A 25,697-nucleotide genomic window follows, 5' to 3' on the forward strand; every position below is an offset into this window, starting at 1 on the left:
GCTGCATCTGCAGCTTTGCTTTGCGATGCATCAGTTAACTGGATACGCAGTTTTTTCCCTGTTTGAGGGCTGCATTGAATAGTATGGTATCCCAATGATATTTTTGTATTGCCATTAAAAATTTCTTTGCCATCCAAAGTAATTATCAGTGGATAAATTCTGCTCCTGAAATTATTTAGCTTTAACGTTATTTCACTAACAGTTGCTATAGATCTAGTGGCATAGGTAGAGTGTGTAGTGTTCTTGCCATTTTCTGCAAGTATTGTGTCTGGGGAAATTATTTTGGCTTTCCATAAGGCATCAATCAGATTTTTTCTACGGTCTGATATCTGTCTAATGTTCGCCTTGCACCACGTTTTAAAGTTCTGTCTGCATTAACCGAAACAGGTTTGCCTTTTTCAAAATTTGTTTGTTCGTCTGTCGTTAGTGGATTTAAACGAACTCCAATTTTTTCAATAGAAGATTGTGAAGCATCTTTCTCATTTTCAATAATGTGTGCAAAACCTATTGAAGTAGTTCCCAAATCCAATCCTAAAATATTTTTCTTCATAAAGCAACAGTTTATATTTTTTATTATATCTTTAAGCTTGAAAGCAAATCACAATAAGGATTATTCCGTTGTGTAAACATTTAAAGCGGCGTAAGTCGCTTTTTTATTTCTCCAACCCCACAAAATTTTTAGTGAAAGATTTTATCAGAAAGGATAATCGGACAAAGTGCTACACAATATAACCAATTCAAATAATATAAAATCATTTTAAACTAAACAAAAGACTGGACGATACAAAATGTATAAGACACCATACCAACCCCATAGAGACTCCATAGCAACGCCATAGTGACTTCATCAGAGTCCATGCTTTTTTACGTTATGTTAAATAAAAAAATCCCCCCGAAAATTAATCCGGAGGGACGCTGGCATGCAATCGTAGTTTGTTTTGGTATTAAACAGTTCTGGGTGCAGCGGCTAAAATTTCTTCGCTGGCACCGCTGGCATATTTTTCAAAATTTTGTACAAATTCTTTTGCAAGCTCCTGTGCTTTTTTATCAAAAGCTTCGGGTGTAGGCCAGGTGTTTCTTGCATTTAAAATTTCGCTGGGCACATTAGGGCAGGTTTTAGGAATATGCAGTTTAAACCAGGGTGTGGTGTCGTACTCCACATTATCTAACTGGCCTTCTAATGCTGCGGTAATCATGGCACGGGTATGGCTTAGTTTCATGCGTTTGCCAATGCCATAAGGCCCGCCGTTCCAGCCGGTATTTACCAACCATACTTTTACATTATGTTCTTTCATTTTTTTACCCAGCATCTCGGCATATTTTGCAGGGTGTAATGGTAAAAAAGGTGCACCAAAGCAGGCACTGAAAGTACTTTTTGGTTCGGTAACGCCAGCTTCGGTACCAGCTACCTTGGCCGTGTAGCCGCTTATAAACTGGTACATGGTTTGGCCCGGTGTTAACTTACTTATGGGTGGCAGTACACCATAAGCATCGCAGGTTAAAAAGAAAATGTTTTTGGGGGTTTTGCCAATAGAAGGTTCTAAAGCGTTGCTGATAAAATATAATGGATAACTAACCCTTGTATTTTCTGTAATTTTTTTGCTGCTGAAATCAATTTTATTGGTACCATCAATAAAAGTAATATTCTCTACTAAGGCTCCCGGCTTAATTGCATTATAAATTTCCGGTTCTTTTTCTTCACTTAAATCAATACACTTTGCATAACAGCCGCCTTCAAAATTAAAAACACTTTTATCCGTCCATCCATGCTCGTCATCGCCAATTAAAAAACGGTTAGGGTCGGCGCTAAGGGTAGTTTTACCGGTACCACTTAATCCAAAAAATACTGCGGTATCACCAGCCGCACCCATATTGGCACTGCAATGCATGCTTAGTACATCGGCACGCTGCGGTAGTACATAATTAAGCATGGTAAAAATGCCTTTCTTCATTTCGCCAGTGTAGCCAGTGCCGCCGATTAAAATTGTTTTATGTGTAAAGCTTAGTATAGCAAAATTTTCTGCTCTTGTACCATCTGTTGCAGGATTTGCTTTAAAGCCCGGCGCTTGTATTATGTGCCAGTTGGGAGCAAAATTTTCTAAATCTTTTTCTTCGGGACGAATAAACATGTTGTAACAAAATAAATTTGCTGATGGCTGTTCATTAATAACCCTTAAACTGAGTTTATAATTTTCATCGGCGCAGGCATAACAGTCACGTACCCAAATTTCTTTGTCGCTTAAATATTGCAGCATTTTATCTTTTAGCTGAAAAAAATATTTTTCTTCAATGGCAATATTAAAATCGTTCCAGTGTACCGTGTTTTCGGTAATGGCATCTTTTACAGTAAACTTATCTTTTGGGCTGCGGCCGGTAAATTTTCCGGTGTTAATTACTAATGCGCCGGTATCGTTTAAAACACCTTGGCCACGTTGCAGGGTTTGCTCAGTTAATTCTTCGGGTGTTAATTGATAATGTATATCGCCGCAAAGTTGCAGCCCTAAATTTACTAATGCGTTTTTAGGCAGGGCAATCATCGTTGGTACTGACATGAAAAGGTTTTTTTGGTTTAGCTTTTACAATCGAGGCACAAAGTTATACTAAGTGAGTTTTAGAGGCTTTAAGCTGTAATGAAGGGATTAAAATTATTATACGCAATCGTTTGCGTAATTTCAATTATTACCTGTTTTATTAAATAAGTTCAAATATTGTGAGGAAATAGTTGAATGCATTGAATATTTTTTAATTTACCCGTAGATTTCGCATATGCCGCAAATAATACATTTCAATTATTTTTTAACTGATTGTAATTATTTTTTTCAATAGAAAATTAATGGAATTGTGATAATTTTAGCGATGCTCAGATTATTTAGGCTGCGGAATCAGCGAAATCTGCGGAACATCCCTCAAAAATGTATATTGCACTATAAACTAATAAAGCATGAAATATCTTCCTCTTAATTCCCAAATTTTTGTGGAGAACCGTAAAAAGTTTGTAAGTAAAATGGAAAAAAATGCCATTGCTATTTTTAACAGCAATGATGAGTTGCCTTCAAACGGCGATGCTATTTATAAATTTAAACAAAACAGCGACTTGCTTTGGCTTACCGGTATTGAGCAGGAAGATTCGATGTTAATATTATATCCTGATAACCCCGATGCAAAATACCGGGAAGTGTTAGTTTTAGTAAGGCCCAACGAATTAAAAGAAAAATGGGATGGCCATCGTTAAAGGGTAAATGAAGCCACTGCAATTTCGGGCATTACAACAATTATTTGGTTAGATACACTCGATGGTGTTTTACAACCCTGGATACATTGGGCAGATACCATTTATTTAAACACTAATGAAAACGACCGTAAAGCAAATACAGTAAGTGTAAGAGATTACCGCTATGCCGAAATGATGAAGCAGCGTTATCCATTACATAATTATAAACGCAGTGCAAAAATTTTAAAAGAATTAAGAGGAATAAAATCTGTATTGGAAATAGAAGTATTGCAGAAGGCCATTGATATTACTGATACTACTTTCAGGCATTTGCTGCAGTTTATAAAACCGGGTGTAATGGAGTATGAGATAGAAGCAGAAATTTATCACCAGTTTATGAAGCAAAGAAGTGCTGGTCCTGCTTATGGTTCTATCATAGCCAGCGGCAACAATGCAAGGGTTTTGCATTATGTAGAAAACAACAGGGAATGTAAAGATGGTGAATTAATATTGATGGATTTTGGTGCAGAGTATGGAAATTATTGTGCCGATTTAACAAGAACAATTCCTGTTAATGGAAAATTTGGAAGAAGACAGAAAACAGTTTACAATGCCTGCCTGCATTTACATAATTACGCTGCAAGTATTTTAAAACCCGGTATAAGTATAATTGAATACACCGATAAAGTAGGCGAAGAAGCTACACAGGTATTTTTAAAAATTGGGTTGCTGCGTAAAAGCGAAGTAAAGAATGAAGACGTCGAAAACAGGGCATACAGAAAATATTTGTACCATGGTATCAGTCATCATTTAGGTATTGATGTGCATGATTTAGGTACAAGAACCGAACCCATAAAAGCGGGAATGGTATTTACCATTGAGCCGGGTATTTATATTGAAGAAGAACAAATGGGTGTAAGAATTGAAAATAATTTTTGGATTACAAAATCGGGCAATAAAGATTTAATGAAAAATATTCCCATACTTGCCGAAGATATTGAAGCGTTGATGAAAAAGTGAGAGTAGTCTAACAACAGACAATTGACGACTATGACAGACAATAAGGATTGATAATAAATCATCGTTGAATTTTTATTTTAGGTTATATGGTATTTAAATTTGAAAAGTTGACAGTATTGAAAATGGCTATTGATATGGCAGATGATGTACATACTTTAACAAGAAATTTTCCAAAGGAAGAAATATTTTCTCTTACATCTCAAATGAAAAGAGCAGTGGATTCAATTTCACTGAATATTGCCGAGGGTTCAACTGGTCAATCGGATACTGAACAAGCAAGGTTTTTAGGATATGCACAACGCTCTGCTTTAGAAGTTGTCAATTGTCTTTATCTTGCTATAAAAAGAAAATATATTAGTCAGCAAAACTTTGATAAATTTTATTCGTCTTTAGAAATATTAGTAATCAAAATTCAAAGCTTTCAAAAATTCTATTAAAAAATAAACATAATCACAGTCGTCTGTTGTCTGTCGTCGGTGGTCTTTTAACAATGAAACAAATTCCCAACCTCTTTACTTTATTAAATTTAGTTTTTGGCTGCCTTGCAATTATTGCAATACTGCAAAACGGCATTACTATACAATACAATGCCGAAGGCGCTCAGTTTATTGATATGCCTGAAAAAATATGGATGGCATCTTTATTTATTGGCCTTGCAGGGGTGGTTGATTTTTTAGATGGCTTTGTTGCCCGTTTATTTAATGCCAGCTCCGAAATGGGTAAGCAATTAGATTCATTGGCAGATGTGGTAAGTTTTGGTGCGGCACCATCTTTAATACTGTATCAATTTTTAAGATTGAGTGTGGCACAGCAGGAAGATGGATTGAATGCTTCAATCATTTGGTTGTTGCCTGCATTATTAATTGCATGTGCTGCGGCTTACCGTTTGGCAAAATTTAATATTGATGCTTCACAATCGTATGGGTTTAAAGGCGTGCCAACACCGGCAGTGGGAATATTGATTGCATCTTTTCCTTTAATATACTGGCATTCGCCAACGGACATTGTGGTAAATGTATTGTTGAATAAGTGGGTATTGTACGCAATAATTATTTTTTTATCCTGGTTAATGGTAAGCAACCTGCCCATAATGGCATTAAAGTTTAAAGATTTTACATTAAAAAATAATTTATCCAAAATAATTTTAGTGGTGATTGCTTTGGTTGCAGCACTGGTACTGCAGTGGATTGCAGTACCAGTGGTGTTCATTGCCTACATTATTTTATCTTTGGTGTACAAACAAAAATAATTATGATTTATACAGTACAGGTAAAAGTTATGCCGCTTAAAGATTTATTAGATCCGCAGGGAAAAGCAGTAATGGGTGGTTTACAAAATTTAGGAATTAAAAATGTAACCGATGTAAGAATTGGTAAACATATTGATTTGCAAATTGAAGCCGGCAGCAAAGAAGAAGCCTTGACCGCCGCTGAAGAAGCTGCAAAAAAATTGCTGGCAAACCCGGTAATGGAGTACTACGAGTTAGCAGTCATTTAAAAATTTCTGATGTAAGATTTATGATTTGCTGACCAGGCACCATAAGTCATACATCATTCATCATACATCACACATTCAGCTATGCTGTACATCATTCCAACTCCAATAGGCAATCTTGCTGATTTCACTTTCCGTGCAGTAGAGGTTTTAAAATCTGTTGATCTAATTTTAGCAGAAGATACCAGGACATCTTCTGTTTTACTCAATCATTATCAAATACAAAAACCCATTTCTCCTTACCATCAGCACAACGAACATAAAATTGTTGCACACTTAACCGATCAACTGGCTGCAGGTAAAATAATTGCATTACTAACGGATGCAGGTACACCGGGTATAAGCGACCCTGCTTTTTTATTAGTACGGGCTTGTGTAAAAAATAATATCAGGGTTGAATGTTTGCCTGGTGCTACAGCATTTGTGCCGGCATTAGTTAATAGCGGTTTACCCATTAACAGTTTTTGCTTTGAAGGTTTTTTGCCTTTAAAAAAAGGCCGGCAAACCATGATAAAAAAATTAGCTGAAGAGGAAAGAACAATGGTTTTTTACGAAAGCCCCATGCGGTTAGTAAAAACACTAAACGAATTCATTCAATACTTTGGGGCCGAAAGGCAGTGTTGCGTTAGCCGTGAGCTTACCAAAAAATTTGAAGAAAATAAAAGAGGCACTTTACAGGAAGTGCATGATCACTTTAATGATAAACCCGTAAAAGGAGAAATCGTAATTGTGGTGGAAGGCAAGCCTTAATACCATTCAATTACTTCGTTTAAATTTTTTCTTTTAATATCCGGCACCCAACATTCTTCTGCAGCATAACCAACCGGGATCACCAAAAACGCTTTTTCATTTACAGGCCGTTTTAAAATGGTACTTAAAAAATTCATGGGGCTGGGTGTATGCGTAAGTGCCACCAGACCTGCATTATGTATGGCGGCTAACAAAAAGCCACAGGCAATACCACAGCTTTCATTAGCATAATAGGTATTGGTTTTATTTCCCGCTGCATCAAAATCATAACTCTTTTTAAAAACAATAATCAGGTAAGGTACAATTTCTAAAAACTCTTTTTTCCAGTCGGTTTGTAAGGGTAGCAAATCTTTTTTCCATTCTTCTGGCATCCTGCCGTTATAACTTTCGTATTCTTCTTTTTCTGCTTCAATGCGTATTTGTTTTTTTATTTCGGGATTGCTCACCACACAAAAAGTCCATGGTTGTTTATGTGCACCGCTTGGGGCTGTGGATGCAGTAAGAATAATATTTTCAATTACTTCTTTAGGTATCGGTTTGTTACTAAAATCACGGCAAGTTCTTCTTTCATCCATCCGGTTATAAAAATCTTTGCACCGTATTTTCATCATTTCGCTATCGTAACATTCCCTTTCGAAAGAAACAAAAGGGAAACCATTAATGTTTTTTTTATCTGCCATAAATACTTTTTTACAAGATACAAATTTGCTGTAATTCAGTGGCAGCAATAATTTCAGCCAAATTCACCCGGTATTAATTTGCATTTAGAAGTGGAAATGTTTTCTTTTTTTCTTTTACCACAATGTTAAATAAAAAAATTACCAGTTTAGGGTATTGACAAATTAGTTTACATGTTTTAATCTTGTATTGTAATTCCCAAGTCCACTTCCTGTAAATACCTTATACCTTTCTTCTAAGCCGCAGCAATCACCGCATGAGAACATTTAAGTTGTATTGTTCATTATAGAAATGAACGGTTACTTGTATTGTCAGCATTCAACTTTAAAAAAATAAAAAAGTTGATACAGCTAATGTATTGCTAAAAAAGAAGTAAATGAATTTATGATTGATAAAGCATTAAAATTTATAACAGAAGAGATCAATAATTATCTCTTAACTAAACTGTCTTTTTCTGGCAGCAGCAAAATTGTATTAGACAATATTGCTAAACTGCAGGAGAGCAGCAGTGGGGGGAGTACTAATAAAATAATTCTTTCTTTAGTAAATATTGAAGAAGACAGGATAAGTAAAAACCCCGATAACTTTTATAAAACCGATGATAATAAAGTGGTGTATAAAAACGCACCTATTCATTTAAATCTCTATTGTCTTTTTGCCTACAACCATGGCGAGAATGATTCTGAAAGCACTAATCATTACGAAGAAGCTTTGCTCTATATCTCCTATGTAATTCGCTTTTTTCAGCACCGTAATGTTTTTACGGCAAGTAATTCCCCAGCACTTGACCCTGGCATTGAAAAATTATTAATGGAATTGCATACGCTGGGCTTTGAGCAACTGAATCATTTATGGGCAGTGCTGGGAGGTAAGTATTTGCCATCGGTGTTGTATAAAATGCGGCTGGTGGTTATTGATGAAAATTTACAGTCTGGTGTTGGCGAATTAATTAAAAATGTAAGCGTGGCAGAAAATTAAAAATTATGAGCGTACAATTTCAATCTTTATTTACAATGCAGGTATTGCATGATTATTACAATAAGCATGATAATAAGTGTACCGATTTTGATATAGTGCCTTCAGAAGATTGCAGTTTGATGATGAAGAATATGCAGGTGCTGCACAAAAATTACAATAATAAATTGCTTACCGTCATTAATGCCAGTAAAGAGATAAATGATACACCACCTCCCGATTTTAAATTAACCCCTTTTTTGGATTTTAAAAAATCCCCATTTCTCCAACTTTACCGCAGTAGCATTAAAACAATCAGAAAAGAAAAGATTTTATTTCAGTAATCTTTCTAAAAATAAAGTGGGCACTACATTAAGTTTATCAAATACCATTTTGCCGCATACCATAAGCAAAATTTATGCACCTGGCAATATAGTAAAATCCCCCGATAATAATTTTTACGAAGCCATACGCATAAGTGATGGTACAGCAGCATCAAAAGATATTACCAATACCGGTTACTGGCAAAAAGCAGGCGCTAACAATCCTTACGCAAGCGATGGGGATGAAGTGATAATTGCAGGCGACACTTACAATTACAAATTAAAAACTCCGGCGGGTAATATCACCATAAAAATATTTGCTTTAAATAAAACAGATGTAAACCTGCAGTATGATAATCTTTTAGAAACAGTAGAAAAAACATTTAGCCAAAACCAGGAAACTGTAGCGGTTGATCTTTCTAAAAAACCTTTCGGAAAATATAAGATTGTTGTTAACAGCGAAGATGATACATGGGTGTATGTGGATACCAATGCAGTAAAACAAAATGTTTTTGGCATTGTTGACATACATCATTTTGAAAAAGTGCCTGCAGATTTTCAATTACTAACATCAGGTAATCATATTAAAATACCCGAACCCGTTTTTACCATCTGGTTTAAAAACCGTTCTGTTATCTGGAAATATATTTCTCAAAATGGGGCCATTGGTGTAACCGATGCTTCGCCAACGCCGCAAAGTTTTTTACCGGCCAGCGATGTGCTGGTTAAATCGCAAACTGCCATTGCATTAACCGAAACACCCTTGGCAACATTAACTGCAACAAAAACCGCAGGAGGTAAACAGATAAAAAATTTAAAAAATCCTGAAATAGAAAAATTAGTTTTTGAGCAGGATGGTGCAACAGGTTTTTTTGCATCCAATATGTATGTAAAAATTGATACGTAAAAAAATAAACAAAATTTTTAACTAACAAAAATTATAATTATGGCAACTTACAAAACACCCGGTGTGTATATAGAAGAGATAGCACTCTTTCCTCCATCGGTAGCACAGGTGGAAACTGCAATTCCTGCATTTATTGGCTACACCGAAAAAGCAAAAAAAGATAACGATGAATTAAACATGCTGCCCACACGTATTACTTCGCTGGTGGAGTATGTGCAGTATTTTGGGTTGCCGGAATTTGAAAAAGATATCGAAGTAACCCTAACCGGCGATGCCACGGTTAAAACTGTAATTGATGTAAATTTTGCAGCAGGCAAAACGCCCAGTAACCATATCATGTATTATGCTTTGCAAATGTTTTTTGCAAATGGTGGGGGCCCATGCTATATTATTTCGGTGGGTACTACCGCTGCGGCTGCAGGTACAATTGATAAAGCAAAATTAAAGGATGGGCTTGATGCTTTAAAAAAAGAAGACGAACCAACATTAATTATTTTTCCTGAAGCCATACTGGGTTTGGATGATGCCAACCACGGTGCTATAATTTCGGATGCATTAAAACAATGCAAAGAATTAAAAGACCGCTTTACCATCATTGATGTAAAAGTGGATAAAACAGATACCATTGCAGAAAATGCTGCAACATTCAGAAATAATGTAGCAGGTACTTTGGATGAATTGAAATATGGCGGCTGTTATTATCCATATATCAAAACAACTTTTCCGTATGCTTATAAAGAAGCAGATATAAAAATAACCGACAACCGCAGCAATATTGTAACAGCACTTGGCGGCGCATCACTCGATGGCATAAAAGCTATTGACAACAGTTTGGCTAACCAGGTAAAAGCAAAACTTAACAGCTTTTTTATTACTCAACCCCCTGCTTCAAGCGTTGCTGGTATCTATGCTTCAGTTGACCGTGACCGTGGTGTATGGAAGGCCCCGGCAAACATTCCTGTTTCCAATGTAGTTGGCCCCGATGTAAAAGTTACTGATGCCGATCAGGATGGATTAAATGTAGATGTTACTGCAGGTAAATCTATCAATGTAATTCGTGCTTTTACCGGTAAAGGAACATTGGTTTGGGGTGCAAGAACTTTGGCGGGTAACGATAATGAATGGCGCTATGTTTCTGTCCGCCGCTTTTTTAATATGGTGGAAGAATCTGTAAAAAAAGCAACTTACCAATTTGTATTTGAACCCAACGATGCCAACACCTGGGTTAAGGTAAGGGCCATGATAGAAAATTATTTAACCGTTTTATGGAGGCAGGGTGCATTGGCAGGGGCAAAACCTGAGCATGCTTTCTATGTAAAAGTGGGACTTAATATAACCATGACGGCGCAGGATATACTGGAAGGATATATGAATGTGGAAATAGGAATGGCAGTAGTTCGTCCGGCAGAATTTATTGTGCTGAAATTTTCTCACAAAATGCAGGAATCATAGAGTAGGACGATAGACAACAGGCTACAGGCCACAGTATAGCGTGGTTGTCTGTTGTCAGTGGTCAGTCGCCTGCATTCAAAACATTTTCAATCAAACTAAACAAATAATATTATGGCAAACTATCCCTTACCAAAATTTCACTTCCGTGTGGAGTGGGGTGGCGCAAAAATTGGGTTTTCAGAAGTAAGTGGTTTATCTGTAGAAACAGATGTGGTGGAATACCGTGACGGCAGCAGCCCGGAATTTCATAAAATAAAAATGCCCGGCATGCAAAAGTTTGGCAACATTACTATGAAACGTGGCATTTTTCAGGGCGACAACGATTACTTTAAATGGTGGAATACTGTTGCACTAAACACTATCGAAAGGCGTGATGTAACTATCAGCCTGCTCAACGAAAATCATGAGCCGGTAGTAGTATGGAAAATAAAAAATGCATGGCCATCAAAAGTGCAATCCACCGATTTAAAAAGCGATGACAATGGTGTGGCTATTGAAAGTATTGAACTGGCACACGAAGGTTTGGTAATGCAAAACGGCGATTAATCATGGCAAGTATTTATCCACCGGTAGGATTTTTTTTCCGTGTTGAGTTTCAGCTTGGCGGAGTGGGCAGTGCCGATGCCATGTTTCAGGAAGTAAATGGTTTTAATGCCGAGTTACTTACCGAAGAAGTAAGGCAGGGCGGTGAAAACCGTTTTTCTCAAACGCTGCCCACAAGGGCAAAGTACAGCGACCTGGTTTTAAAACGAGGATTGATAGTAAACTCTGCCATAGTAAAATGGTGTAAAGATGCTATTGAAAACTTAGACATAAAACCAATTACAGTTGTGGTAACACTGCTCAACGAAAAAAATACGCCTTTACAAACCTACAATATCGTTAACGCATGGCCTAAAAAATGGTCGGTGAGTGATTTTAACGCACAGGAAAGTAAAATAGTGGTGGAAACAATGGAACTGAGTTATCAATATTTTAAAGTGGCTTAAAATTATGCCTGTAGAAATTTTAGAAATAGTAGTACGTGCCAATGTGCAGGAGCAGGGCACAACAGCAGCAGCTGCAATAACAGGTAATGCAAATGAAGATGATAATTTTCAAAGGCAGCAGTTAATTGAAGAAGCTGCAGAGCAGATGCTGGAAGTTTTACGCCGCAGGGAAGAACGCTAAAAAAATAATGTTATGAGTGGTTTTTTAGATAAAATAAAGATCATCGGTTTTAAAGAAGCTACCGAATCTTCGCTGGGTGTACCATTCAGTATTTACGTTGGTATGTTTAATCCTGAAAAATACAGTACTACCAAACAAAGTTTGTTTAACAACGACAGAAGGCATGGCGCTACCGGCAGCGAACAACGCTTTAACCGGGAGCAACCCCGGACTTTTAATTTTGATTTTTTGGTTGATGGTACCGGTGCATCCGGAGAAAAAAGAGAAGTGCTTGCCGATGTAATTTTATTCAGGGCCACCTGCGGATTTATTGGTGATACACACCGGCCAACTTACCTTATAATTCAATGGGGAACATTTTTGGCCCGTTGTGTGCTTACATCATTAACTATTGATTATACTTTATTTCGTCCGGACGGAACACCGCTAAGGGCAACATTAAAAGCAAGCTTTACAGAATACACGACACCGGCACTGGAGCAGTTGCAAAATTTTCTCAGCTCACCAGACGTAACACATGTAAGAACAATTACGGCCACCGACAGACTGGATCTAATGAGTTATAATATTTATAAAGATTCAAAATATTATATGGAGCTGGCCAGGGTAAACAACCTTAATAATTTTAGAAAATTAAAAGTGGGGGATAAAATTGTTTTCCCTCCCATCGAAAAAAGTAAATAAAGTTGATGAAGTAATATTTGTAAAAGTATAGGTGATTATTTAAAAACTGTAAGCCTTTGCCATACTGAACTTATTGAAATATTATTGAAGACGGATTAATAAATAAAAACGATTGCGAAAAAATTATTCAAGAAAATAAATATGCCCAACCTCCGCCTTTTACCCAATCAACAAAATACCGACCTCGTAACGTTTTCCATTTTGGTAAACGGGGCGCCGGTGGGTAACGAAATTGGCGTGGTGTCTGTTGCAGTTAATAAAGAAGTAAATAAAATTCCCTGGGCAAAATTAATTATACAGGATGGCGATGTGGCAACAGAAGATTTTGCAGTAAGTAACCGGGATACTTTTAAACCGGGAAACGAAATTGAAATACAAGCCGGTTATCATACTGATGAGAGCACCATTTTTAAAGGCATTATTGTAAAACACGGAATAAAAATTTTAAGGGACAGGCATTCTTTATTAGAAATAGAATGTAAAGATGTGGTGGTAAAAACAACAGCGGGTAGAAAAAATAAATATTTTTTTGACAGCAGGGATACAGATGTGATAGAAGAAATTTTGAACACTTACACCATACAAAGCGATGTTACTGCAGATGCAACTGATGCAACGCACAAGGAAGTGGTACAGTATTATTCAACCGACTGGGATTTTATTGTTTGCCGTGCAGAAGTGAGCGGCAAATTAGTAATGCCTGATGATGGAACTGTAAAAATTAAAAAACCAGATTTTACACAACAGCCTGTTGCACTGTTGCAGTATGGTGGAAATATTTTAGAACTGGAAGCGATGATGGATTCCACTTATCAGTATGCTGGTGTATCAGCATCGGGATGGAATTATGCCAACCAGGAATTATCCGAACAGGATGCAGTGGAACCGGTACTGCAGGAAGGCGGCAATATCAGCAGCAGCAATTTATCGGGGGTGTTAGGTTTGGATACCTATAAATTATTTCACTCCGGTAGTATAAACGACCAGGAATTGCGGGGATGGGCAAGTACACAATTATTAAAAAGCAAGTTGTCAAAAATAAAAGGGCGTGTAAAATTTTTGGGCTTTGCAGAGGTAAAGCCCGGCAGTTTGGTAGAGTTGCAGGGAGTAGGCGACAGGTTTAATGGAATTGCATTTGTATCAACCGTACGCCACAGCATCAGCGATGGTAACTGGTACACTGATATTAATGTAGGCCTTACAACAAAATGGTTTGCGCAGGAAGATGATGTATCAGGTTTACCGGCAGCAGGTTTAATCCCTGCAATATCGGGTTTACAAATTGGTATTGTTACGCAGTTAGAAAATGACCCCGATGGAGAACACAGAATTCAGGTACGTGTACCCGTAATTGATGCAGCTGCAGATGGTATTTGGGCAAGAGTGGCTTGTGTAGATGCCGGTAACGAACGCTGTTCTTTTTTCAGGCCCGAAGTAAATGATGAAGTAATTGTAGGATTTATAAATGATGATCCAAGGCATGCAGTAGTGCTGGGGATGTTTAACAGCAGCGCATTGCCTGTACCCACTGATGTGTTTCCAGAAAAAGATGATAACCATATTAAGGGTTTTGTAACCCGTAGCAAATTGAAATTGACTTTTGATGATGATAAAAAAATTATTACCCTGCAAACACCGGCAGAAAATATAATTATAATTAATGATGATGAAGGAAGTATTGTATTGCAGGATCAGAATAATAATAAGATAACCATGAACAGTGATGGCATAACTGTGGAGAGTACAAAAGACCTGATTTTAAAAGCAGCCAATAATGTAAGCATTAAAGGGGTAAAAATAGAAGCAGAGGCAACCAGTGAATTTTCGGCAAAAGGAAATACAAAAGCAGCAATGCAAAGCAGCGGACAAACAGAAATAAAAGGCGGAACAGTAATGATTAACTAAAAATATTTTATGCCAGGCGCAGCAAGAGTAGGAGATATGCATACATGCCCAATGTCAACACCGGGAACACCGCCGGTGCCGCATGTTGGTGGACCAGTAAATCCGCCGGGCTGTATAACTGTTTTAATTGAAGGAAAGCCTGCAGCAAGAATGGGTGATTTATTAACCTGTGTGGGCCCGCCCGATAGTATTGTAAAAGGTTCGGCAACAGTATTAATTGGAGGAATGCCTGCAGCAAGAATGGGAGATACAACAGCGCACGGAGGTTCAATAACAGTAGGAAGTTTTACCGTGATGATTGGAGGGTAGATAACGTATTTTATTTCAAATTAACTCAGCGAAATCTCTTTATCTCTTTTTCTCTGCGTTAAAAAAGTAAAGTTTATGGAAGCAAAAAAATCTTTTCTTGGTGTAGGCTGGTCTTTCCCTCCAGCATTTTATAAAAATCCCTGCAGGGTACAAATGGTATCCGACGAAGAAGATATTGAGCAGAGTTTAAAAATCCTTTTATCTACCCGGCATGGCGAAAGAATTATGCAGCCCGAGTATGGCTGCAATTTAGATGTGCTGTTGTTTGAGCCTATCAATACATCACTCATCACTTTTGTAAAAGACCTGATCGAAAAAGCAATTCTCTACCACGAGCCAAGGATCGACCTTAAAAAAATAGATATAAAAACCGACCAGGTGCTGGAAGGTTTATTACTGATAGAAATGGAGTATGTAATTCGTACCACTAACTCAAGGTACAATTTAGTGTACCCGTTTTATTTAAAAGAAGCTGAACAACAGCCAAAATAAAAACTATGTGTGCAATAATAAAAAACCCGTTACAGAGAGATGGCACCAGCCAGAAAGAACGTTTACTTAAAGCGCTGCTGCCGCAAAATGCAAAGATTGATGACAGGAAAACTGAAGACATACTTTCGTTTGCAACGGAGTACAGCAAACTGATTAATTATTTTAACACCGAAAATAAACCTGAGGGCGACTGGAGTTGTTTTTATGAAAATGATCCCTGCATTTTGCTGGCACTTTTAGCCACTATTGATACGGATAGTATTGAAACTGCGTTTAAAAATTTAGAAGAACAGGTAAATAATTATTTTACAAAAAAAGATTGCGAACCTGAAGATGCATGCGAAGTAGATCCACTGCCAGGTTATTATGATGAAATTATTAACCTCATTTACAGCATTGCACGCCGCATACAAATGGCCTGTAAAAGATTACCCGATGGGCATTTATTAAAAGAAGAGATCATCACGATAATTAAAAATAATTTGCATCTTGCCATTATTGATAATAAGCAACAGGATGCACTTATCAAATTAATTGGATACGATAAAGGAAGCCTTGCCCCCCTGAATGACTACAGCCCTTTTATCGCAACCCCAAATAACAATTTTTGTATTTGTACCAAAGCCTGGCAACTGGACCAGGAAGGGTACGATTGTATTTACCCTGACAATTCATTTGACCTTGCGGCATTAAAAAATTTATTTTATATATTTTTTATTGAGCTGGTTAAAATAAAGCAAAGGGCAAAAATTTATTTTGAAGACTGCATTGCAAATAATGATACCCATCAGCCGCATGTTACTTTGTTCCTTACTTTTTTATATCTTTTTCAATATGCCATCGATCACTTAAATACGTTAACACGTTCTCATCTTTTATACTACTACGAAAAAGTTTTATGCCTGCATAAACTGAAAGAAGTGCCCGATAAAGTGCATGTAATATTTGAACTGGCAAAAAATTTTCATACCCATTTAATAGAAGAAGGTACTTTACTAAACGGTGGTAAAGATGATACCAGTAAACAAATGGTATATGCTTTAATGGAAGAAGTGATAGTGAATAAGGCAAAAGTGGAAGAAATAAAAACAGTTTATATAAATGAAACAACCGGTGTGGTGCATGCTGCAGTAAAAGCAGACAGTAAAGATGGTATTGCAGAAGCATTTAATAAAGACGAACAGGCACACTTTAAATCGTTAGGCAGCAGTGAAAGCCCAAAAGATGAAATTGGTTTTGCATTGGCATCGCCTATGTTTTTTTTAAAAGAAGGATTACGTGCCGGTATGATAAGTTATAAACTAAAAGATACAATGCCCGGCAAGACTATTGCAGAGTATGAAGATTTGATACGGCAGGCAAATTCTTTTCGAGTGTATTACAGCTCGGGTAAAGAATGGATTGAAATTGAAAATGTATATGAAGTGCTGGAAAGGATTTTATTGCGCTATCCGCTTTTAAACGATCTGTATCAAAAAAATAAAAATAAAGTAAGCAGTTTTATACATAAGCAATTGGATGCGTTGAAAGAGCTGTATGAAAAATTGTATCCTGAAACTGCAGCATTAAAAACAGCAGCACCCGAAACAGCTGCTGCAATTAAAGCCGCAAAAAAGTCCGATGATAATTTTGATATAAATGCACTGATGGAATTTGTTGAAAAAGCAGATGCTGGCATGGTGGTTTCGTTTTTAACAGACGGGGCAATCACCATTTCAGCAGCTGCAAAAAAAACAAAAAAAGCAGGCACAGTTACCACTGCAGCAACAGATGCGGAATACCTGGCTGCATTGCAAAAAGAAATTTTACAAATACGTAATGATATACTGGCAATAAAACAGGTGTATGTTAACAGGGCCGATATAATCAGGAAGGAACTGGATTTTTTCTTTGTTGCAAACACAACAGCTTTACCTTTTACAACTTTGCAAACTGATGAAAAAAATCCTGATATAAATTCTACTTGGCCCATAATAAAAACACTGGTTAAAAATAATATTGATGCTAATGGTGCCGTTAGCTGCCAGTATAATACCATAAAAAATTTACAAATAAAAGGCGCAGATATAAAAGTGGCGGCTTATGGCATGAAAGATATTGTTGTGCAGAACGATACTGCTATATTGGATAATTCAAAAGAAATACAACCCTTTACTGCAAGGCCTTACAACGGTTCTTATTTTTATGTTGGCAGTAAAGAAGTGTTTCAAAAAAAATTAGATTTTGTTGGCGTGCAAATGGAGTGGGCTGCAAAACCTGTAGATTTTCCCACTCACTATGCCAACTATATTACAACAGGTATCTCCAACCAGTCTTTTACAACCAAAGCAGAAATATTAAGTGGTGGTGAATACCAGGATATTTTTCCTAATGGCAATCAAAATTTATTCAACACCAATTTCAGGGGTAAAACAATTATTGCTTTAGGCGAAATAAAAAAAGAAGATAATGGCAATGGTACACCGGTAATAACCATTGGTGCCGGTGCTGATTTAAATGCAAAAGATCTTTCACAATTGCAAAACAGTTTCGAACTCCGTTCTTTTGCAAGGGATCCTTATATAAATGATTTTGCAGATTATAATGTTAATGTACGCAGGGGTTTTATGCGGATGGCTTTAACGCCAACTGATTTTTTGCATGATGAATATCCAAGGGCATTAATGAAAGCGGTGATCGGTGTGAAAGAACCAATAACCGATGCAACAAAACTTATTAAAGAACCTTACACACCAAAGGCAAAAAACACCTCATTGTTTTATGTTTCTACAGAACGAACATTGTTTGGTGCAAACAATTACAATGCTACTATCGAACAATTTTATCATATCACTCCGTTTGGTTATAATAAAATGGAAATTGATAAAGTTGCCGAAGTGTTTTTGTTACCACAGTTTAACAATGCTGCTGCTACATTATTTACACAAGGCAATTTATATATTGGTTTAAAAGATGCTGAAAAAGAAGAGAAAGTAAATATACTCTTCCAGGTTTTAGATGGTACAGGCGATAACCGTTTTGCACCACCGGATATGGAATGGAGTTATTTGGTAAATAACGAATGGGTGGCTTTTAAACCTTTCGAAATTCAGGACCATACAAGGGCAGACGAAAGCAGCCGGAAAAGTTTATTAAAATCCGGCATTATAGAATTTAGTTTACCCAAAGCAATAACAAGCGAAGCAACAACTATCCTCAATTCAAAATTACTCTGGCTAAGGGCTGTGGCGCATGAAGATTTATTGATAACAACCGACAGCGATGCTATGCTTGGCCTGCAACGCATTGCCGCACTGCCCGATTTAGTTGCAATTATTGCACAGGCTGGTATTGCTGAATTTGAAAATAATAATAATTCACTATCGCATTTAGCTGCACCATTACCGGCAAAAATAATTTCAAAATTTATCGACAGCCGTGCGGCAATAAAAAAATTAGAACAGCCTTATTATTCTTTTGATGGCCGCCTGCCCGAAAACGATTACCAGTTTTATACAAGAATAAGCGAAAGGCTGCGCCATAAAAACAGGGCTATTTGTATCTGGGATTACGAACGTTTGGTACTGCAGGCATTTCCGCAATTGCATAAAGTAAAATGCCTTAATCATACAGGTATTGCCGAAAATTTATTGCAACCCAACATTGTTAAGTTAAGAGAAATTTCACCGGGCTTTGTAACAGTTTCTGTAATTCCGGACCTCACCAATAAAAATGCGATTAACAAATTAGAACCAAGGGTGCCCATCGGCATGCTGGACGAAATAAAAGTATTTCTTAAAAAACGTACTAATCTTTTTGTTGCATCTGCATATACAACCAGGCTGGATTATTTGCAGGTACTAAACCCATTGTACGAGCCGCTAAAAGTAAAAACCTGTGTTCGTTTTTACGAAGGGCTTGATGTGGCCTATTACAAATATGTATTGAACGAAGATTTAAAAAAATTTCTTTCTCCCTGGGCATTTGATACCAATAAGGAAATAAACTTTGGTTCCACCTATCATAAATCTGCCATTTTAAATTTTATTGAAGAAAGAAAATATGTAGATGTGGTTTTGGGTTTTGAAGTAGTACATTATAAAGATGGAACAGCGCAACCCGATTATGATGCCGATTGGATAATTCCCACAACATCACGTTCTATTCTTACATCATACAATTTAATTGATGCAGGGCAGGAGTATGAACATACCATTGAGTTTGTTCCTTATAATGAGAATGATCCATGCCCTGCGTGCAGTGTAACACCGGTGAAAGAATTTGCAGATGAAAAAAAATAATTGCTAAAACAACAAACAATGACAGAGAACATCACCATATCTAAAACGCCTCCGCCATTTGCCAGTATGGATTTTGCAGTGCTACGTGACATTGGTATAAAACATTTTGAAAAAATGGGCAGCAAATTATGGACAGATTATAATTTGCACGACCCCGGCATTACCATAATGGAAGTGCTTTGTTATGCCATTACAGATTTGGGTTACCGCACTAATTTTTCTATTGAAGATATTTTGGCTTCGGCCAGTAATCATGCTGGCGAAAAACAATATTTTGATGCACTGGAAATTTTAACCTGCAACCCTGTTACAGTAAATGATTTTAGAAAAATATTAATTGATTTAGATGGAATAAAAAATGCCTGGCTGGTAAAAACAACGCACCAGGAAATGCCATTAGTTGCAGAAAATAAATTGGGCCAGGATTGGCTTACAAGGTTTAAAAACCCCACCGGCGATGCAGATACTGATAAATTAAAAGAAATTAAATTAAATGGATTATACGATGTGTACATTGATTTAGAAGATGATGTTGACCCCAAAGATTTAGACACAGTAAATGATATAACACAATGCGCCTGGCAGCAATTATGGCGCCACCGTAACCTTTGCGAAGATTTTGTAACCATCAATGTAATTGAAGAAACTGAATTTGGTATTGAGGCACAGGTGGAATTATGCCCCGATGCAGATGTAAATAAAGTGGCTGGTGATATTTATTATTACATTCAGGAATTTCTTACACCTACTATTCCGTTTTACAGTTTTAAGGAAATGTATGAAGTAAAGAAAAAATTGTGTGAAGAGATTTTTGAAGGCCCGGTTTTATGTAATGGTTTTATTGATGATGCAGAACTGGACAAAGCACAGCTACGTAAAGAAATTTATGTATCGGATTTGTGGCAGGTAATTATGGATGTATGTGGTGTGGCCGGCATTAAAAAATTAGTGATTAAAAAATGCGACGGCTATAAGGTAATTGAAGAAGGCCCGGATAAAAAATGGTGTTTAAAAATTGCCCCTTATCATAAACCCAAATTGGTTTTGGCATGTTCTGCTATTTCTTTTCAAAAAGGATTTGATTGTGTTTTTGCTGATGACAGAAAACTGAGAGAGCGTATTGAGCTGAATAAAAAATTATACCAGCCTGTAAAAAAATCAAAAGACAAACCGTTGTTAGAGGCCGGTACAGAACGTAACCTGCAGGAATATTTTACCATACAAAACGAATTTCCTTTTACTTATAAAATTGCCGAAGGGCAGGTAATAGAAAACGACAGTACAGAAAGAAAGGCGCAGGTAAAACAACTAAAAGGATACTTAATGTTGTTTGATGAGTTACTGGCTAATTATCTTATGCAATTGTCAAGAGTTAAAGATTTACTTTCCATAAGCCAGCCCGAAGAGCATTCTTATTTTTATCAAACCTTATATACCATTCCAGGAGTAAAAGATTTAATAAAAGCATTTCCTGAAGGAGGTACTGCCGATGACTGGCAAACATTTATTGCAGACGGCAATAATGATTATGTAAAACGCTTAAAAGAAATTATCGAATCAGAAACAAAACGTAAGCACCGTAAAAATATTTTTTTAGATCATTTGCTGGCACGTTTTGGCGAATCTTTTTCTTCTTACGCAATAAAAGTTTACGAAGAACAATGTGCATGCACTGCAACTGAAGAAGGTATTCAAATTGCTGATAAAACATTAAAAGATAAAGCTGCTTTTTTAAAACATATTCCCGAGCTGGGCAGCGAAAGAGGAAAAGCATTTAATTATAAGGCACTCGATTGTGGCAAGCCCGATGTGTGGGATACCTGCAATGTTGCCGGGTTAAAGAAAAGGGTTTGTATGTATTTAGGTTTTGAAGATTATAGACGCAAAACATTAACCTGTCCGCCGGAGTTTGAAATAAAAGCTTACCGTGTTATTACTTCAGGTAAAGTTCAGGCTTACCGCCTGCGTTTAGATGATGAGTCAGGAAACATGCTGCTTGATGGAGTAAAAGATTATAAACAAAAAGCAAATGCAGAAAAAGATGCCAGGGATTTAAAAGAACAAATTCTCCGGGGGAATATTGGCAACTCGAATCCTCCCGTTAATGGCCATGTACGGGTGCAGGTAAAAGACAGGGAAGATAATATTTCATTGCAGAGCGAATTGATGCAACCTGCTGACGCAACTGCATTAAAAGAAAAAATTGAATTGTCAGCTTTTCCTGATTGCTGTAGCATTGAAGGTTTTCATATTGTAGAACATATTTTATTGCGTCCCAAAGATGATGATTTTACGCCACTGTTCGATCCAGTTATAGTGCAGGATATGCTGGCAAGAAAAGTTAAACAAACTCCGACTGATTTATTAATTGAAGATGGTTATTCATTCTGGATAACAGTAGCAGTACCCAACTGGTTACCGCAGTTTAAAAATAATATAAACGCACAATACCAGTTTGAGCAATTGGTTCGCAGGGAAACGCCTGCACATATACTCGTGCGTTTTTGCTGGATGAGTCCGAAAGAAATGTACCAGTTTGAAACAGCTTACCTGCAATGGCTGTACGAAAATGCTTTGGAAAAACCTAACGAAAGAGAGCTGACACAACATGTAAACAGTTTGGTGCAAATTATGAAACAATGCAAATTCAGCATCCGTGAAATGGGAGACCCGTGTTTAAATAATACAGCACCTGCTGATACTAAAAACTATAACTACAATTAAAAATAATTTTAAAATGACAACATGCGGCGATATTACCAATCTTTCCTCCAGCCAGGTTACCCGTGTTAAATTACTGGGTATGGGCATTGTTTGCGGCCTGGAAATTTTCAGGGATTCACAATGTTTTATCAGTATTACAAAAGGTATCGGCGTTACCTCACAGGGCCATGTAATTTGTATTGCAGATAAAACCGTAAAATATTATAAAGAATATACCGACCCTAATAATTATTTTAATACCCTCATCAATTGCAAGCCCGGCGCCGCTTATAAAAAATGCACCGTCTTCGAATTACTGGAACACCGGGAAGACGGCGCAACTTCTATCGTTCCTCAAAATATTGATTCCGTAGAAAAACCTTTTTTAGAAGGTAAGGTAGTAATGCTGTACCTGGAAGACGAAGCAAAAATGACCGTACGCATTTTATTGATTGATGAAATGGAGATGTGGTCAATATTAAAATGCGGCTGCATAGCGGATACACATTGCATAAAAACCCAGCCAAAAGAAGAAGAAGATATTTCAATATTTAATAAAGAATCAAAAAACGCTTTACCCGGCGATGAAGATTTGTACAATACAGTCTATAAAAAATATTTGCTCAAAGCCATCACAATACGCCGCTTTGGTTATGGCAGTGTGGATATTGGGGATTTAAATGTTGGCGACAGTGCAGCAGAAAATCTTTCACCAAATTTTAATTTTACAGATATAACACCCGAAAAAAGAAATGAAAAATACTTTAGTGAATATGAATTGATAATTGATGAGGCGCTTAAAAATTTAGATGATGAAATAGACAAGCTCCATAACCATTTTGGTTGTATGATTGATGCCTGCCATTGTAAGGATAAAAACAATGAGGCCGAAATAAAATCACCCTGTAACCCCTTTAATAAGGATACAGCAACAGAAACGGGGCTGCAAATGCACAATATAAAAATTTTCAATAATTATTTTACATTCATCAATAAAAAATGGGCTGTATATAAAAAGAACCGTAAGCCGGTGGAAAGCATACAATACTTTTATGATTTTGTAAAAGATTTAATTGATACTTATAATGAATTACTGGATGAATTGTACGAACTTGTAAACGATTGCTGTACAGGAACAGAATGTTTTCCACGCCATTTAATGCTGGGCAGGATAAAAGAAGAAGTTAGCTTTCAGCCTTCCATTTTTCGCCAGGAATATTTACAGCCACCGGTGTATAACGGTAATGCCAACCGCCTGCAGCAAATACGTTTTTTACACTGGCGCATGGTAATTATGATGAAATGTTTTTTTGTACCCGATTGGGAGCTGGATGATTTTAGTGACGAAAATTATTATGATGTATTACAGATTGAAGGAGAAAAAAAATTAGGTCAAGATCCAAAATTGCCCGTACGCATTACACCGGGCCGCATGTTTAATGAGTTGCTGGGCAGGCAAACTATTCCTTTTTATTACAATCTTTCCAATAGTCCTTACGCTATACAAAACTATTGGCATTATTTATCAACTAAACACAACAGGGAAGATCACCAGCTTTCTTTTTTCAATAAAGAAATACCCGGCTACACTAATTTAGATGCGGTAATACATCCGTTTGTGTTTTCGTTGCAGCAGTATCCTTTTTACAGGATAGAAGGCCACACCGGAATGAAAATGCCAGACGCTGAAACTGCAATTAAAAATTTAAGAAAAAGATATGCGCTGAGCTTTGATATTGTCTCCATAACATTTGAAGAGTTAAATAATTTATTTACACAGCCTGCCGGAGATGATGAATTTGCAGCTTACGGAATAGAACATGTATGCGGCGTGCAAAAAGGTTATACATTTCTTTTACTGCATGATGGGGAAAGTAAACAAAACCCCGGCGTTGTAGTGGCAGATTTTCAATTGCCTTTTATGGTTGTAAGAGAACCTAAGCAAACAAAACTTCCACCACCACCACCTCCACCACCACCTCCGCCACCGCCAGCTGACGATAGAAAAAAAATAGAAGAAGAGTGGAAAAAAATACTGGAGAGGGTTACAGCGGCAGATACAAAAACTGATGATTTAAAAAATATACGGGGCATAGATGAAAAAATGGAAACGGCTTTAAATGGTATTGGCATAAAGTCGTATTCACAAATAAGTAAGTTAATCGAAAAAGATATCCCGGTTATGGCTGCAATGATGAAAATAGATGTAAAAGCAATTGATAAATCTTGGATTGAAGCAGCAATTAAAATGGTTGAGAAAGAAGGTAAACAATCATTGATAGATAAAATTGGTAAGGCTGCAGGCAAAGATGATTTAAAAAAAATAAAAGGCATAGGTGAAAGCATTGAAGCAGAACTAAATAAAATGGGTATTGCAACTTATAAACAGCTTGCCATTTTAAATGCTGCTGACATTCCTGAACTGGCAAAAGAAATGGGCAGGTTGCCACACACCATTAAAGAAGACTGGTTTACAGAAGCAAAAAAATTAATAAAAAAATAAAATGCAACAATGTAAATGATAAGCATTCAGCACACCATAAAAAAATTTTCTTTAGAGTTGCAAGTACAAAGTATTGAAGAAAGCTATGCTTTGCACCAGCGCTGCAATAAATTGGTTAAAGAAGATTTAATTGGCAGGCTCGATAAAATATTATCAACTCAGTTCGATAAGGATGAAATAATAAGGATTAATAAAATTGAAATTGATCTGGGCAATATCAGTAATAGTGATTTGGAAAAAGAATTTATTGCAAAATGTATAGCAGGGTTTACTGAAAAAATAAAAAACATCAATGTCTCCAAAAAAATTGGTAGTGCGTTGCCTGAAATTGAAATAATTGATAAAGAAACTAACTGTATTGAGCAGTTTTTTTATTTTCTTTCAACAGGAAAAATGCCCTGGGCTTTACAGGGAATTAATTTTGCAAACTGGCAAGCGGAATTAATTGGTGCAATTAAAAATAACCAAATATACTTTATTGAAAAATTAACTGAAACTGCTGCACTTCAACCTGCAGCAATAGAAAGACTGATAATTCAGTTTGATGATTTTTTTATTTTAGCTGTACTTCCGGACAATATTCCAATAGTAAAAACAGATCTCGAAAACTTATTTCTTGCAATTAAAAAAATAATTCCCTTTAGCCAAATGATTGCAGTAAGAAAAAAAATATTACAGGTGGTATTACCAGTCTTACTAAACTTTCCCCTTAAAAACGAAGAAAACAAAATACAGCAACTGATTGAAAACCTTAGTAAAGATTATCCAGGCACGGAAGAAAAAACATTAATTTCTTTACAGGAAAAAATTATAGCAATCGTAAAAAAGGTAAACGAAAATATTTTAGTGGTGGAGATAAACA

Annotated in this window: 24 protein-coding genes; 21 read left to right on the plus strand and 3 right to left on the minus strand. The window is 36.6% G+C overall.

Annotated features, from left to right (window positions below):
* Window positions 1–304: 304 nt before the first annotated feature.
* Together ACY65O_RS04775 and pckA are read right to left on the minus strand one after the other, a co-directional pair.
* Window positions 305–550: a hypothetical protein gene (locus tag ACY65O_RS04775; protein ID WP_462219705.1), complete on the minus strand. Its 246-nt coding sequence runs from the start codon at window positions 548–550 to the stop codon at window positions 305–307.
* A gap of 394 nt (window positions 551–944) precedes the next feature.
* Window positions 945–2,552, minus strand: coding sequence for a phosphoenolpyruvate carboxykinase (ATP) (gene pckA, locus ACY65O_RS04780; protein WP_462219706.1), 1,608 nt, complete (start codon window positions 2,550–2,552; stop codon window positions 945–947).
* A gap of 389 nt (window positions 2,553–2,941) precedes the next feature.
* On the opposite strand from pckA, the gene ACY65O_RS04785 reads away from it, so the two are divergent.
* The 6 genes from ACY65O_RS04785 (at window position 2,942) to rsmI (ending at window position 6,475) form a co-directional block, all read left to right on the plus strand.
* Window positions 2,942–3,232 carry an aminopeptidase P N-terminal domain-containing protein gene (locus ACY65O_RS04785; protein WP_462219707.1) on the plus strand — a complete coding sequence of 97 codons (291 nt, stop codon included), beginning with the start codon at window positions 2,942–2,944 and terminating at the stop codon, window positions 3,230–3,232.
* Between the two features lie 171 nt (window positions 3,233–3,403).
* Complete coding sequence (locus tag ACY65O_RS04790; RefSeq protein ID WP_462219708.1) at window positions 3,404–4,231, plus strand: M24 family metallopeptidase; 828 nt, start codon at window positions 3,404–3,406, stop codon at window positions 4,229–4,231.
* A gap of 107 nt (window positions 4,232–4,338) precedes the next feature.
* On the plus strand, window positions 4,339–4,668 hold the full coding sequence (locus ACY65O_RS04795) for a four helix bundle protein (RefSeq protein WP_462219709.1): 330 nt from the start codon (window positions 4,339–4,341) through the stop codon (window positions 4,666–4,668).
* Window positions 4,669–4,721: 53 nt separating this feature from the next.
* Window positions 4,722–5,480: a CDP-alcohol phosphatidyltransferase family protein gene (locus ACY65O_RS04800; protein WP_462219710.1), complete on the plus strand. Its 759-nt coding sequence runs from the start codon at window positions 4,722–4,724 to the stop codon at window positions 5,478–5,480.
* A gap of 2 nt (window positions 5,481–5,482) precedes the next feature.
* Entirely contained in the window at window positions 5,483–5,728 is a 246-nt protein-coding gene (gene purS / locus ACY65O_RS04805; RefSeq protein WP_462219711.1) for a phosphoribosylformylglycinamidine synthase subunit PurS, read from the plus strand.
* Between the two features lie 81 nt (window positions 5,729–5,809).
* The gene (rsmI, locus tag ACY65O_RS04810; protein WP_462219712.1) at window positions 5,810–6,475 is read left to right on the plus strand and encodes a 16S rRNA (cytidine(1402)-2'-O)-methyltransferase; all 666 of its coding nucleotides are present in this window, start codon (window positions 5,810–5,812) and stop codon (window positions 6,473–6,475) included.
* On the opposite strand, the gene ACY65O_RS04815 is transcribed toward rsmI, so the two are convergent.
* Window positions 6,472–7,155: a nitroreductase family protein gene (locus ACY65O_RS04815; RefSeq protein WP_462219713.1), complete on the minus strand. Its 684-nt coding sequence runs from the start codon at window positions 7,153–7,155 to the stop codon at window positions 6,472–6,474. The two genes, rsmI and ACY65O_RS04815, sit on opposite strands and share 4 nt — an antisense overlap.
* A 382-nt stretch (window positions 7,156–7,537) precedes the next feature.
* Here ACY65O_RS04815 and ACY65O_RS04820 point away from each other — a divergent pair, with 382 nt between their 5' ends.
* The 15 genes from ACY65O_RS04820 to ACY65O_RS04890 form a co-directional block, all read left to right on the plus strand.
* Window positions 7,538–8,131 carry a Pvc16 family protein gene (locus ACY65O_RS04820; RefSeq protein ID WP_462219714.1) on the plus strand — a complete coding sequence of 198 codons (594 nt, stop codon included), beginning with the start codon at window positions 7,538–7,540 and terminating at the stop codon, window positions 8,129–8,131.
* Between the two features lie 5 nt (window positions 8,132–8,136).
* A complete protein-coding gene (locus tag ACY65O_RS04825) occupies window positions 8,137–8,451 on the plus strand; it encodes a hypothetical protein (RefSeq protein ID WP_462219715.1) in 315 nt (104 codons plus the stop codon).
* A 16-nt stretch (window positions 8,452–8,467) separates the two neighbouring features.
* Complete coding sequence (locus ACY65O_RS04830) at window positions 8,468–9,337, plus strand: hypothetical protein (protein ID WP_462219716.1); 870 nt, start codon at window positions 8,468–8,470, stop codon at window positions 9,335–9,337.
* 39 nt (window positions 9,338–9,376) lie between these two features.
* The gene (locus ACY65O_RS04835) at window positions 9,377–10,789 is read left to right on the plus strand and encodes a phage tail sheath family protein (protein WP_462219717.1); all 1,413 of its coding nucleotides are present in this window, start codon (window positions 9,377–9,379) and stop codon (window positions 10,787–10,789) included.
* Window positions 10,790–10,900: 111 nt separating this feature from the next.
* The gene (locus tag ACY65O_RS04840; protein ID WP_462219718.1) at window positions 10,901–11,335 is read left to right on the plus strand and encodes a phage tail protein; all 435 of its coding nucleotides are present in this window, start codon (window positions 10,901–10,903) and stop codon (window positions 11,333–11,335) included.
* A 2-nt stretch (window positions 11,336–11,337) separates the two neighbouring features.
* Window positions 11,338–11,778, plus strand: coding sequence for a phage tail protein (locus ACY65O_RS04845; RefSeq protein ID WP_462219719.1), 441 nt, complete (start codon window positions 11,338–11,340; stop codon window positions 11,776–11,778).
* Window positions 11,779–11,782: 4 nt separating this feature from the next.
* Window positions 11,783–11,959 (plus strand): DUF5908 family protein, encoded by a 177-nt coding sequence (locus tag ACY65O_RS04850; RefSeq protein WP_462219720.1) that lies wholly within the window; start codon window positions 11,783–11,785, stop codon window positions 11,957–11,959.
* Window positions 11,960–11,971: 12 nt separating this feature from the next.
* Complete coding sequence (locus ACY65O_RS04855) at window positions 11,972–12,643, plus strand: CIS tube protein (RefSeq protein WP_462219721.1); 672 nt, start codon at window positions 11,972–11,974, stop codon at window positions 12,641–12,643.
* Between the two features lie 141 nt (window positions 12,644–12,784).
* Window positions 12,785–14,548 (plus strand): type VI secretion system tip protein VgrG, encoded by a 1,764-nt coding sequence (vgrG, locus tag ACY65O_RS04860; protein ID WP_462219722.1) that lies wholly within the window; start codon window positions 12,785–12,787, stop codon window positions 14,546–14,548.
* A gap of 9 nt (window positions 14,549–14,557) precedes the next feature.
* Window positions 14,558–14,857, plus strand: a complete 300-nt coding sequence (locus tag ACY65O_RS04865; RefSeq protein WP_462219723.1) for a PAAR domain-containing protein — start codon at window positions 14,558–14,560, stop codon at window positions 14,855–14,857.
* A gap of 75 nt (window positions 14,858–14,932) precedes the next feature.
* Window positions 14,933–15,349, plus strand: coding sequence for a GPW/gp25 family protein (locus ACY65O_RS04870; RefSeq protein ID WP_462219724.1), 417 nt, complete (start codon window positions 14,933–14,935; stop codon window positions 15,347–15,349).
* A gap of 5 nt (window positions 15,350–15,354) precedes the next feature.
* Window positions 15,355–19,629, plus strand: a complete 4,275-nt coding sequence (locus ACY65O_RS04875; protein WP_462219725.1) for a hypothetical protein — start codon at window positions 15,355–15,357, stop codon at window positions 19,627–19,629.
* An 18-nt stretch (window positions 19,630–19,647) separates the two neighbouring features.
* Window positions 19,648–22,353 carry a hypothetical protein gene (locus tag ACY65O_RS04880; RefSeq protein WP_462219726.1) on the plus strand — a complete coding sequence of 902 codons (2,706 nt, stop codon included), beginning with the start codon at window positions 19,648–19,650 and terminating at the stop codon, window positions 22,351–22,353.
* Window positions 22,354–22,366: 13 nt separating this feature from the next.
* The gene (locus tag ACY65O_RS04885; RefSeq protein ID WP_462219727.1) at window positions 22,367–24,835 is read left to right on the plus strand and encodes a hypothetical protein; all 2,469 of its coding nucleotides are present in this window, start codon (window positions 22,367–22,369) and stop codon (window positions 24,833–24,835) included.
* 15 nt (window positions 24,836–24,850) lie between these two features.
* A partial coding sequence (locus tag ACY65O_RS04890) for a contractile injection system tape measure protein (RefSeq protein WP_462219728.1) occupies window positions 24,851–25,697 on the plus strand: 847 nt, incomplete at its 3' end.

The sequence above is a fragment of the Ferruginibacter sp. genome (assembly GCF_031430955.1).
GTDB lineage: Bacteria > Bacteroidota > Bacteroidia > Chitinophagales > Chitinophagaceae > Ferruginibacter.